The organism is Geomonas propionica (assembly GCF_016458235.1).
Classification (GTDB): Bacteria; Desulfobacterota; Desulfuromonadia; order Geobacterales; family Geobacteraceae; genus Geomonas; species Geomonas propionica.
In genome coordinates this window covers 158,534-169,669 of record NZ_JAEMHK010000014.1, presented here as the reverse complement: position 1 = coordinate 169,669, position 11,136 = coordinate 158,534, and the positions used below count along the sequence as shown (strand labels likewise).

The window sequence follows — 11,136 nt, the reverse complement described above, 5'->3', positions numbered from 1 at the left end:
ACACGTTTGGTTCAACCCAAGATCTTTTGATTTAGGGTTTATCCCTTTTATCCCTTGTATCCCTGTTAAATGCTTTTTGTTTTTGGTTTTACTTACGCAAAGGCGCAAAGTCAGGCACAACTGACAACACGTTTGGTTCAACCCAAGATCTTTTGATTTAGGGTTTATCCCTTTTATCCCTTGTATCCCTGTTAAATGCTTTTGTTTTGGTTTTACTTTAGCGTGAGGCGATCCCGGCAGTTAATTATTGACGTAAACAGTGTGGTATGTTACGAAAAAAAGGCGAAGCATATGGTGCTTGTTTCGTTAACGTACTGAGAGCCAGGGAGGGTACCGATGTTTGCAAGACTGAAATCGGACATTAAGGCGGTGTTTGACAGGGATCCGGCGGCAAGAAGCGTGCTGGAGGTGATCTTCTGTTATCCCGGCCTGCATGCGCTCTGGTTCCACCGGGTCGCGCACTGGCTTTGGACGCACGAGCTCTATTTCCTGGGACGCTTCACCTCCCACATCGGCCGTTTCATGACCGGCATCGAGATCCACCCCGGCGCCACCATCGGCAAGGGGTTCTTCATCGACCACGGCATGGGGGTGGTCATCGGGGAGACCGCGGAGATCGGCGACAACGTCACCCTCTACCACGGGGTCACCCTGGGCGGGGTCAGCTGGGAGAAGACGAAGCGCCACCCGACCCTGATGGACAACGTGGTCATCGGTTCCGGGGCGAAGATCCTCGGCCCCTTCACCGTGGGCAAGGACAGCAAGGTCGGCTCCAACTCCGTCGTGGTCAAGGAAGTCCCGGCCAACTCCACCGTGGTCGGCATACCGGGACGCGTGGTAATGGCGACCGAGAAGCCGCAGGACCGACTCGACCTCGAGCACGGCAAGATGCCCGACCCGGAGGCGAAGGCAATCTCCTGCCTGTTCGATCAGATCAGGGAGTTGGAGAGGAAGTACGCCGTCCTCGCTGCGGAGCACGAGGCGCTCAAGAAGAAGATCGGGTAAAACCATTTAAACAGGGATAAAAGGGATACAAGGGATATAACCCGAACAAAAGATGCAGGGGTAACCCAAGTCTTGTGTCTCCAGATTTTCTTTGCGCCTCTGCGGCTTTGCGTTAAAAAAAGATCTTTTTCCTTTCATCCTTTTTATCCCTTTTATCCCTGTTAACCATGTTTTGAGGTTTGTTTTACGGTATGCAAAGAATCGCCATCACCACCCTCGGCTGCAAGATCAACCAGTTCGAATCCGCCGCCATGACCGAGGCATTGGAACAGGAAGGCTACAGTTTCGTCCCCTTCTCCGAAAGCGCCGACATCTACGTCATCAATAGCTGCACCGTCACCGCCAAGACCGACGCGGAATCGCGCCGCCTGATCAGGCGCGCCACGCGCATCAACCCGCAGGCACGCGTGGTGATCACCGGCTGCTACGCCCAAATGGCGGGCGACGACCTCTTGAAGCTCCCGGGGGTGAACCTCATCCTCGGCAACAGCGAGAAGAAGGACATCGTCGGCTTCATCAAGGGTCTCCGTGATGAGCCGCAGGCGGTGGTGAGCGACATTTTCCAGCAGCGCTCGGGAGAGAGAACGCAACTGGAAAGCTTCGCCGAACACACCCGCGCCTTCCTCCAGGTCCAAAACGGCTGCGACGCGCGTTGCGCCTACTGCATCGTCCCCTTCGCCCGCGGGGCCAGTCGGAGTGTTGCGCCCCAGGAGGCGCTGGACGGCATGGCAGCCTTCGCCGCCAAGGGGTTCCAGGAGATCGTACTGACCGGGATCCATCTGGGCGCCTACGGCCTCGACCTCGAACCGGCCACCGACCTGCTCGGGCTGATGCGTCTGGCGGAGCGTCAGAGAGTGGTAAGGCGGCTTCGGGTCGGCTCGGTGGAACCCACCGAGGTCCCCGCGGAAATGATCGACTTCATGGCGGAATCGAAGATGGTCTGCCCTCACCTGCACCTGCCGCTGCAAAGCGGCTCCGACGGGGTCTTGGCCCGCATGAACCGCGGCTACGACACGGCCTTGTTCCGCTCCGTGGTCGAGGCGCTGGTCGCGGCCATGCCCGACGTCAGCATCGGCTCCGACGTCATCGCGGGCTTCCCCGGCGAGACCGATCAGGAGTTCCAGGAGACGCTCTCCTTCATCGAGTCGCTCCCCTTGGCCTATTTGCACGTTTTCCCCTACTCGCAGCGTCCCGGGACACCGGCGGCCACCATGGCGGCCCAGGTCCAGCCGCGGGTGATCAAGGAACGGGCCGAGGCGCTTCGGATCCTGTCGGAAAAGAAAAAGGCTGAGTACGCAGCGCGCTTCGTAGGGCGGGAACTGCAGGTGCTGGTGCAAAAGGACGAGGGTGGGCGCAAAGGGTTATCCAGGAACTACCTTCCGGTGCTCATCGAGGAGTGTGAAGGTTTGGTGAACCAGGAGGTCGCCGTACTGATCACCGGGACCCGCGGCGGAGAATTGACAGGCAGACTGACCGCGCGCTAGACGGTGAAGGTCACCGTGGTGCCCTGCCCCACTTCAGCTTCTATCTTCACCTTGCCGCCGTGGCGGCTGACGATGCGCTTGACGATGGCCAGCCCGATGCCCCTCCCGGGGAATTCATCCTGGCTGTGCATGCGCTGGAACGGCGAGAACAGCTTGTCGGCGTAAGCCATGTCGAACCCAGTCCCGTTGTCCCGGACCGCGAAGGCGGAACGTCCTTCCCACTCGGTGGGGAAGATCTCCACCACGGCCTGCTCCTTGGGCTGGGTGAACTTCCAGGCATTTCCTACCAGGTGCTCCAGCACCACCTTCAAGAAGCGCGCATCCCCACGCGCCGTCATTCCCTCCGCCACCCGCACATCGACTTCCCGCTCCGGTTGCGAACGCGCCAGTTGCCCCGCGACCTCCCTGGCCAGCGCGCTCAGGTCGACGTCCTCCTTGGCGAGCTTTCCCCTGGCGCTGCGGGACAGTTCCAGGATCGCATCCAGCATGTCCGCCATGCGGCGGCTGGACCTCCTGATGCGGTCCAAGTAGTCGTTGCCTATGGTGTTCAGCTTGGCTGCGTACTCCTCGGTAAGCGCCTGGCTGAACCCCTCCAGGTGGCGCAAGGGCGCCCGCAGGTCATGGGAAACGGAGTAGCTGAACATCTCCAGGTCGCGGTTGGCCGATTCCAGTTGCGTGGTACGCTCCACCACCCTCCGTTCCAGTTCCCCGTTCAACCTGAGCAGGCTCTCGTTTTCCTCGGTCAGTTCCCGGACCTTCTCTTCCAGCCGGGTGGCGACCACCTGGCTGTAGTCCCTGAGGAACTCCTCCTCGTGCATCGGGCGCGGTTCCGTCTCGCGTTCGCTGGCCAGTTCCGCGGCCCAAAGCCGCCCCACCTCGTCCCACAACTCATCCGGCCGCATCGGCTTCTCCAGAAAGGCCGTTGCCCCCAGCGAGGCGGCGAGTTCAGCCTCCCGGCTGCCGGTATAGATTGCCGAATAGAATATGAAGGGGATCCTGCTGAGTTCCTGGAATTTCTTGAGTTCGTGGAGGAATCGGAAGCCGTCCATGGCCGGCATGAGACAGTCGGAGATGATGAGGTCGGGGAGTTCGGCCGCAGCGACTTCGAGCCCCTGTTTGCCATTGGCTGCCTCGACGACATGGCAGCCGTGCCACTCGAAGTTGTAGCGGATGATCTTGCGATCGTTTCTGGAATCGTCGACGACCAGGACCTTCATCCTACCCCCTTAGCGGCTGCGGCTGATGCGATCGACGTCTCATGCTGGGCAAAACAAATGCGTAAAATAATACCAATGAGGGGCAAGTTTGCAACGTACAAGGGTGAGGGAGATAAACGGGGGGGAAAGGCAAGAATTACAGGGATGAAAGGGATAAAGGGGATAGGAACCAAAGGCGCGGTGTAATCGCCTTTATCCCTTTTACCCCCTTTATCCCTGTTAAAAAAGGTCTGATTATCCCTGCAACTGCCCCAGCAGGTCGGCAACCCTCCGCACGTCCTCGAGGTCGCGGAACTCGCGGTAGCCGTCGACGCCGTCGGCATCGAGCCCGCGGTAGAAACGGGGGCGCTTCGACTTCAGACCCGCCAGGAGCTTACCGGTGGCATAGTCGACCGTCTCGGTGTCGCGTGCGACGAACTTCAGTTGCAGGACGATGCTGTACCCCAGTTGGAACAACCGTTTCAGCTCCTCCTCAACCAGAAGCTGGGCGGCCTTGCTGTCATCCCCCGGCGCGAGCGTCTCCAGCGCGATATTGAGGTAGCCGCACACCCGGTGCATCACCGCGAGCATGGACTCGGGCTCGTGAAAGGCCTGCCCTTCCGCGACGAGGGCGCTGTTGACCAAGTAATTCAGCTCCTGCGCTACGATTTCGGAAGCGGCCAGTGCCAGCGCACGGGACAGCAGGGTTTCCTCGTCGGCGAAGACGGGCATCAGATGTCCCCCCTCACCTGCCGAAGCGAGATCCTTCCCCCCCTGCAGCTCGAAACGGTCCGGATGGATGCGGGCGTAGATTGACAGCGCCTCGTCCAGCGGCGGGAAGCCCAAGTCCCCGAGCCTGCCGGTACGGAAACGCTGACATTCCTCCTCGAGTTCCAGGTCAATGTCCCCTTTCACCCCTTCCATGAGAGCGGTGTACAACGCGTTGTCCAGCTTGACCAGCATGGAGAGGAAAGTGCCGATCAACTGGCTGTGCGTGGGGTTCTTGAACTTGATCATGAAGACGTCGTCGAAGGTGTGGTCGTAGTCGCCCTGACGCTCGTCGTCGTTGCCCTGGTCGCCAATGCCGCCGCCGACTATGATCTCGCGGCTCAACAGCAGTTGCAGCAGCTCGAAGTCGAGATGTTTCAGCAGCTCATGAACGCGCGCCTCGCCCCCCTCGATGAAATAGGTGAGCCAATGGCAGGCCTGGTCCTCGGAGAAGGTCCAGCCGTCCCAAAGCTCAATATCCAAGATAAAGACGCACTGCTCCGGGGATGCCAGGCGCAGCAGATCAACGGAATCCGCCTCACCCACCTCTTTCATGAGCCAGAAGAATTCCTGCGGCTGCAGACCGGCGGCAAGCCTCCTGGCGTCGGAGTCGGCGACGATCAGGTCCATCTTTGCTTTGCCTGACACCGTGCCCAGGTATTCTTTTTTCTGTTGGAAGGAAAGCGCCTGGAAATCGCGCTCGGAAAGTTTTACCGCTGCTAGCTGCTTCTTATCTGACATTACACTCCCTTAAAACCGTTCTTAACAGGGATAAAAGGGATGAAAGGGATAAACCCATTATTGTCATCCGCTCCCCCCGCACCCGTATTTATGTTTTCTCCGCGCCTTTGCGTCTTTGCGTTACCAATTGATTCAGGTTTATGCAGTGTTCGCGTCATTGCGGTGGTTACGCTTGACGATTTATGCCTCTATCCCTTTTATCCCTTTTATCCCTGTTGAATGTAGTTAAAGGATGCCTTTGCGCATGGCCTTCTTGTAGCCGCAGCTTCGGTGCAGCCACTTCAGCTCCTTGACCAGCTCCGGGGTGAGCTGCACACACTCGGGGAAGATCTTGAAACGCTTCTTGTAAATCTTGCAGCGCCTGGTGGTGATGTCGAGGTAGCGGCAGGGGGTCGAGGTAAACATGATCCTGCCGTCTTCATCCTCCAGCTTCTCAAAACAGCAAAGGCCGCATTGCTCGCAAAGGGCCTCCCACTGCTGCTGGTCCATCTCGGGTCCTGATGACATCTGTGTTTACTCCTCGCCCGCCCCCAGCGGCACTACCAACGTGTTCCCCTTGCTGTTGGAAAACCGGACGCTGTCTTCGTAGATCTGCTCGATCTTGTAGCCATTCACCACATTGCCCTGGCGCATGGCACTCCCGTTTATCATCGCAAAGCTCGACTCGCTGCTGTTTTGCCAGGCGATGCCGGACACGCGGATTTCCGGTCGCGACTTCTGGGCCACCGGGGCTGCGGCTGGAGCGGATGCGGCAACGACCGGTACCGGTTGCACGGCTGCCGGGTGCACCGGAGCCGGCTGGGCAACGGCAGCAGCCTTGCCCGCGCCGGAGGGTTGGGCCAGCTGCTTCGCGGCGAGTTTGGCCGAAACCTGGGGTTGGGCAGCGGTCTTGGCCGCCGCCTGGGTGACCGGTTTCACCACCGGCTGAGCCACGTGTTTGGCCGCCGTTGCGCCAGGACCCGGAGCCGGTTTAGCAGCAACCTTGGCAGCCCCGGCGAGAGGCCGGACCGGTTTAACGGCCGCCGCGGGTACGGCTGCCGCAGCGGCAGAGCGCTGCTCCGTGACGACCTCTTTGGGCTCGAGACGAACAACCGGAGCCGCAGCCGTCGCCACCGCGCCGGGAGCCTGTGGCGTAACCTGTGCGGCTTGACGGGAGAAGCCGCCCATGATGGCGTAGGTCGCCAGGGTGGCGATGGCCGCTCCCCCGAGGGTCCAGACCGGAATCATCCATGCCGGGCGACGCCCCCTGGCCTTGGGAAGCCCTCCGGTGCCGGCGGGGCGACGAAAGCGTTGCGACTCGTCGACTTTCTCCAATGCCTTCAGTATCGAACTCATAAATCCCTCGAATAGTTAATAATCAGCTGCGTTAGCGCTGGAGGGCGCCGGTCAGGCGCCGCAGCACCTGCGCCACAAGCCCGTAGGGAGAACGGCCACCGACCTCGGTAACGGCCTGGGCCGCCATGCTTCCCGTGATGGTCCGGGCCTCCTCGGTGAAACCGATCAACAGGGCGCGATCGCAAACGACGTTGACCAACCGCGGCACCCCTCCCGAGAAGCGGTAGATGTGCTTCATGGCGGGCTTGGAGAACTCGGCGGCACGGTAGCAACCGGCAAGTTCCATGCGGTGGTCGATGTAGGACTGGGTGCTGTCGAAGTCCATGGGGAGCAGATGGTAACGCACCGTGATGCGCTGGTTAAGCTGGCGCAGTTCCTTGCGCCCGAGCACGGAAAGCAACTCCGGCTGCCCGGAAAGAACGATCTGGAGCAGCTTGTCGGTTTCCGTCTCCAGGTTGGAGATGAGTCGAATCTGTTCCAGCACCTCGATGGGGAGGTTCTGCGCCTCGTCCATCACCAGCACCACGCTGCGCCCGGCCTGCTTCTGCTCCAAAAGGAACGCGTTCAGCACCTGCAACAGTTCCACCCTGCTCTCCGACTCCCAGACAAGGCCGAACTCGCGGTTCACGCTCTTCAAAAGCTCCAGGTCCGAGAGGCACGGGTTGAAGATGAGGGCGGTGCGGTGCCCCTCCTGGTCCAGACGGTTCAGGAAGGTGCGCAAGAGCGTGGTCTTCCCTGTGCCGACCTCGCCGGTCAGTTCCACGAAGCCGGCGCGGTTGTCCACCGCGTAGATCAGGTGCGCGTAAGCCTCCCGGTGCTGCTCGCTCATGAACAGGAAGCGGGGATTGGGAGTGATGGTGAACGGGCTCTCCCTGAAGCCGTAAAACTCACAGTACATCGCAGGCATGTGGGTCCCTTATGACGGTTGCCGTAATCGAGGGAGAGAATATAGCGCGAATCTGGCGGAAAATAAAGGGGAAAGGGGTGAGATGTGGGTGTGAAGGTTTACGGCTTGGAGGCCACCATCGCTTCGCCAGCATGTCTTTGTGGATCGTACAAGTCCAAGCGCTGCTCCAGAGTAAGACCGTCATCCCTTCCATCCCTGTTGCACATTTTGCGATTCCAAGCACGGATCTCACTGCGAAGGCGTTCCTGCGCCCCTATCACAAGGTCCAGCTTCCTGTTTAACTCGGTCAACAGCACCTCAAGATTCTCTTTTTTCACGGCCGCCTCGCCGGTAGGACTGTCGGGGTACAAGTGGATGCCGGCGATTATCACACAGCCATGCGAGCAAGGCAAGGGCCACAGCCGCCGTCCAAGCGGCAGTTGCGACAAGGGGCGCGGCTTAAGTTTTTAGCGACTTGCATTTCGGAGTAATCGTGCGACACTTCCGGCATTATATTAGCAAAATCCAATACAAAAGGAGACGACACATGGGCAAAAAAGTGAAGGTCAAATGCAACTTCAGCCGCCTGGACGACCCCGGCCTGAGCTCGTTCGGGAAAGGAGTCGTAACCTCGCTAACCGGCAACCGTTTTATCACGGAACCGTACCCGGAGGGAGTCACCCAGTTGGGACAAGTAAAGGCGACACTGGAGGGATTCGACAACGCCTGCCTTGAAGCTCGCAGCCGTGCAAAGCAGAGTGTCGCCCTGCGGAAAGGTCTGCGCGTTCAGTTCCTCAAAGAGCTTCATGAACTGGCGGATTACGTTAACATTATCGCCAAGGGGAATATCGAGATTCTCGAATCCAGCGGCTTTGACTACACCAAGGAGACATCCTCCCAGGTGAAACATCAGGCGACCTATCCCGACGTGGCATTGTTCCAAGGGGTAAAACGGGGCGGGATCGTCGGCAAGGCCAGGAAGGATCCTCGCGCCCGAAGCTGCGAATTCCACTCCACCACAGGCGACCCCTCGGTGGAGGCAAACTGGAAGCATGAGGCCGTGTTCGGCCAGTTCAAAAACATGGAACTGGATGGATTGACCCCAGGGCAGCAGTACGCCTTCAGGATGAGGTGGATCATGCCTGAGGGGCCTGGTCCCTGGACCCCTCCCATCTTCTTCATGCCCACCTAACTAACTACCCGCCGAAACGCCCGCGTCAGCGGGCGTTTCCATTTTCCCACCAGCAGCATCCCCGCCGGCGTCATCTGCTTACCAGGTCCATCCTCTTTGTAAAAGCCGTGTGCGCGCTGACTTTGGCGCTTTGCGTGCTTACTTTCCACCTTTGCAAGCTGACTTTTTACCTCTGCAAGCACGCAAAGTACCTTTGCAAGCGTGCAGAGATACTTTGCGAGCTGACTTTGGCCGTATGCGCGGTTATAAATAGTAAAAACACGTATTTTCAGCGGAAATGAAGAACGGGAAGGGTCATTGCGGCACGCTTTTTGTCCAAACGGAGCGGATTTCTACCTTTGCAGCGCTACAAAGGTCCAAAAGCAGCTCGTTTTGCGGTAAAAGTAACACGCAAAGGTCCTTTGCAAGCTTGCAGAGCTAGAAAAGCAGTCTGCAACGCATCAGTACCGATAGGAAAGTTCAGCGCGCAGGAGCCGGTTCATCTGCGTATCGCCGGCGCGTAGCTCGAAGTTGTGGATCCACTCCTGCCCGTAGAGAAGCAGGGCACTCCAATCCTTGGCGAAGGGGAAGGTCCAGGAGGCGCGCAGGGCGTTCTTGCGCTCGATGGCCTGCATCACGCCCGCCGCATCAAAGCGGCCTTCTGCGTCGACCGTCATCCGGCCATAGTCGCCACGCCTGGTGTGGAAGGCCTCAAATGCGAGGTTGTTCCGAACCGAGAACCAGTGGCTGTAGCGCAGGAAGAAATCCTGGGTAGCGCCACCTTGTGAGTGTCCGATGGGCATGTTGTGGTAGAGGTAGCCTTCCTTGAACGTGCCGTTGGTGTAGAGGATGCGGTGTCCACGGAAGTACTCGAAGCGAAGATCGTCGTTGCCGCTTTCGCTCAGCCTGGGCATATAGAACCCGGCGACGTAACTCTCCACGATGGGCCAAAAGGCAGCGGAGTCCTCGCCGGAGAGTTCACCGTAGAGTTCGGTGTTGCGTAGCGAGGGGAACCGAAGGCGCATATCGAACCCTGCCAGGGTGTTGGAGTTGTCGTCACTGGTGCCGCCAACCATGCCGCGGACGGTGGTGCCAAAGCTGTTGTTGACGCCCGGGCCGCCCACCTGCCGCCCCAGGTTGATGCCGAATTCCAGGTGGTCGAGCGGCTTCATCAACAACTTCCCGGCGAAAAGGTAAGGCCGCCGCTCCTGTCCTTCGGTTACCGTCTTCTCGAAGCGGGAAAAGATGAGGGAGTATTTCAGATCCCACAGGTACTTGGACTGCACGGGCTCCGGGCTGGAAAGCTTGATGATGTCGAAGTTCCTGGCATTGTTGGTGAGGGTGATCGCCCCGCGGTAGCCGGGCCCAAGCCAGTTCTCGTCGCGGCCTACCTCCAACTCCAACCCCTTCCCGCCCAGCTTCGCATAGGCCCGGTTCAGTCTCAGGGTCGCCTCGTCACTCTGCTCGGACCACAGCAACATGGGTTCGACGGCTGCAGAAGCTACCGAGCCGAAGTACACCTCGCCGCTGCCGCGCAGGTCGAGGTTCGAGCCGGCCCGGTACACGACGCCGTCGTTGTTTTCGAAGAGAGGGGTCCCCTCACTGCCGCGCTGCTGCACGGGATTAGGGTAAGGTGTGGCGGGCCTGAGGCCGCTGCCGATACCGAAGACGCCGTCGTTACCGGGGTCGTGGACGGCGCGGAAGTAGCTTCTGGGGGTGCCTTCCAGGTAGACATAGCGCAGGCGTGCCGTCTTGAGCGGGTCGTAATCGAATGCCGGCGCGGCTTCGTCCCGGCCATAGTAGGCAAGTTCGCGCGGCAGCAACTCCCTCAGGCGGTCGAGCAGTTCCGTGGCCAGGGCGGAGGGGGTGGTAACGGCAGCCCGTGACTCGGCCTCCTTCACCAGGCGTGCAGCCTCGGCCCTGGAGAAGGGACGGATACCCTTCACGTCCGAGGTGATGAGCCCGAACCCGGAGAGCTTCTCAAGGTATGAATAGATGGGGCTGTCCAGCGGGATGTTGGGGGAAGAGAGCGCAAAGGCAAGACAGGGGTATAGGATGACTATGCATGCCGCGAACACGATAAACTTGGAGAATTTCATTTTATTCTCAATCATTTAACAGGGATAAAAGGGATAAAAGGGATAAGGCTAACTGCTTAATCTGTTGTCTAATCTTCTATAATCCAACTTTGAAGATCCAAAATTGACCAGCAACCCGACGCCGATGCCGGTCGCTTTCAGATAGTTCTGAATCTGAGCTTGATGCTCCGGAGCCAAAACCTTTACAGCCTTGAGCTCCAGCAAAACAGTTCCTTCGACTATAACGTCCGCGTAGAAATCACCAACGTTCTTGTTACGATAAAAGACTTTCAGTGGAACTTGCGCCTGTGCCTGAAGGCCGGCTTCTGCGAGAGCTATCAAAAGAGATTTTTCGTAAACAGACTCAAGAAACCCGCTGCCAAGTTCATTGCTCACGTCGAAGCACGCTGCCAGAATCTTCCGAGTCAAGTCCTCATAAATCACAGGCAGCCCCCTTAGATTCAGAAGTTCG

At 59.0% G+C, this 11,136-nt stretch carries 11 protein-coding genes; 3 read left to right on the top strand and 8 right to left on the bottom strand.

Going from position 1 to position 11,136, the window contains the following annotated elements; all coding sequences use genetic code 11:
• Nucleotides 1–336: 336 nt before the first annotated feature.
• Together cysE and mtaB are read left to right on the top strand one after the other, a co-directional pair.
• A complete protein-coding gene (gene cysE / locus JFN90_RS17695; RefSeq protein ID WP_199396443.1) occupies nucleotides 337–1,005 on the top strand; it encodes a serine O-acetyltransferase in 669 nt (222 codons plus the stop codon).
• Nucleotides 1,006–1,196: 191 nt separating this feature from the next.
• Nucleotides 1,197–2,489 (top strand): tRNA (N(6)-L-threonylcarbamoyladenosine(37)-C(2))-methylthiotransferase MtaB, encoded by a 1,293-nt coding sequence (mtaB, locus tag JFN90_RS17690; RefSeq protein WP_199396442.1) that lies wholly within the window; start codon nucleotides 1,197–1,199, stop codon nucleotides 2,487–2,489.
• Here the strand turns inward: mtaB and JFN90_RS17685 are convergent.
• From JFN90_RS17685 to JFN90_RS17660, 6 genes are all read right to left on the bottom strand, one after another.
• On the bottom strand, nucleotides 2,486–3,706 hold the full coding sequence (locus JFN90_RS17685) for a hybrid sensor histidine kinase/response regulator (RefSeq protein WP_199396441.1): 1,221 nt from the start codon (nucleotides 3,704–3,706) through the stop codon (nucleotides 2,486–2,488). The genes mtaB and JFN90_RS17685 overlap by 4 nt on opposite strands.
• Nucleotides 3,707–3,940: 234 nt before the next feature.
• Nucleotides 3,941–5,194, bottom strand: coding sequence for a DUF6178 family protein (locus JFN90_RS17680; protein WP_199396440.1), 1,254 nt, complete (start codon nucleotides 5,192–5,194; stop codon nucleotides 3,941–3,943).
• 225 nt (nucleotides 5,195–5,419) lie between these two features.
• Entirely contained in the window at nucleotides 5,420–5,701 is a 282-nt protein-coding gene (locus JFN90_RS17675; RefSeq protein ID WP_236014975.1) for a YcgN family cysteine cluster protein, read from the bottom strand.
• Between the two features lie 6 nt (nucleotides 5,702–5,707).
• Nucleotides 5,708–6,529 (bottom strand): hypothetical protein, encoded by an 822-nt coding sequence (locus JFN90_RS17670; RefSeq protein ID WP_199396439.1) that lies wholly within the window; start codon nucleotides 6,527–6,529, stop codon nucleotides 5,708–5,710.
• Nucleotides 6,530–6,560: 31 nt separating this feature from the next.
• Nucleotides 6,561–7,436, bottom strand: coding sequence for an ExeA family protein (locus JFN90_RS17665; RefSeq protein WP_236019046.1), 876 nt, complete (start codon nucleotides 7,434–7,436; stop codon nucleotides 6,561–6,563).
• Nucleotides 7,437–7,534: 98 nt separating this feature from the next.
• Complete coding sequence (locus JFN90_RS17660; RefSeq protein ID WP_199396438.1) at nucleotides 7,535–7,753, bottom strand: hypothetical protein; 219 nt, start codon at nucleotides 7,751–7,753, stop codon at nucleotides 7,535–7,537.
• Nucleotides 7,754–7,962: 209 nt separating this feature from the next.
• Here JFN90_RS17660 and JFN90_RS17655 point away from each other — a divergent pair, with 209 nt between their 5' ends.
• Entirely contained in the window at nucleotides 7,963–8,607 is a 645-nt protein-coding gene (locus JFN90_RS17655) for a hypothetical protein (RefSeq protein ID WP_199396437.1), read from the top strand.
• Between the two features lie 440 nt (nucleotides 8,608–9,047).
• Here the strand turns inward: JFN90_RS17655 and JFN90_RS17650 are convergent, their stop codons facing one another.
• Complete coding sequence (locus tag JFN90_RS17650; protein WP_199396436.1) at nucleotides 9,048–10,685, bottom strand: capsule assembly Wzi family protein; 1,638 nt, start codon at nucleotides 10,683–10,685, stop codon at nucleotides 9,048–9,050.
• Nucleotides 10,686–10,733: 48 nt separating this feature from the next.
• Entirely contained in the window at nucleotides 10,734–11,108 is a 375-nt protein-coding gene (locus JFN90_RS17645) for a GxxExxY protein (RefSeq protein WP_199396435.1), read from the bottom strand.
• Between the last annotated feature and the right edge of the window lie 28 nt (nucleotides 11,109–11,136).

Bases quoted from the DNA above. Each gene is read 5' to 3' on its own strand.
- cysE (WP_199396443.1), top strand. From the start codon at position 337: ATGTTTGCAAGACTGAAATCGGACATTAAGGCGGTGTTTGACAGGGAT.
- JFN90_RS17655 (WP_199396437.1), top strand. From the start codon at position 7,963: ATGGGCAAAAAAGTGAAGGTCAAATGCAACTTCAGCCGCCTGGACGAC.
- JFN90_RS17665 (WP_236019046.1), bottom strand. From the start codon at position 7,436: ATGCCTGCGATGTACTGTGAGTTTTACGGCTTCAGGGAGAGCCCGTTC.
- mtaB (WP_199396442.1), top strand. From the start codon at position 1,197: ATGCAAAGAATCGCCATCACCACCCTCGGCTGCAAGATCAACCAGTTC.
- JFN90_RS17675 (WP_236014975.1), bottom strand. From the start codon at position 5,701: ATGTCATCAGGACCCGAGATGGACCAGCAGCAGTGGGAGGCCCTTTGC.
- JFN90_RS17650 (WP_199396436.1), bottom strand. From the start codon at position 10,685: ATGAAATTCTCCAAGTTTATCGTGTTCGCGGCATGCATAGTCATCCTA.
- JFN90_RS17685 (WP_199396441.1), bottom strand. From the start codon at position 3,706: ATGAAGGTCCTGGTCGTCGACGATTCCAGAAACGATCGCAAGATCATC.
- JFN90_RS17670 (WP_199396439.1), bottom strand. From the start codon at position 6,529: ATGAGTTCGATACTGAAGGCATTGGAGAAAGTCGACGAGTCGCAACGC.
- JFN90_RS17680 (WP_199396440.1), bottom strand. From the start codon at position 5,194: ATGTCAGATAAGAAGCAGCTAGCAGCGGTAAAACTTTCCGAGCGCGAT.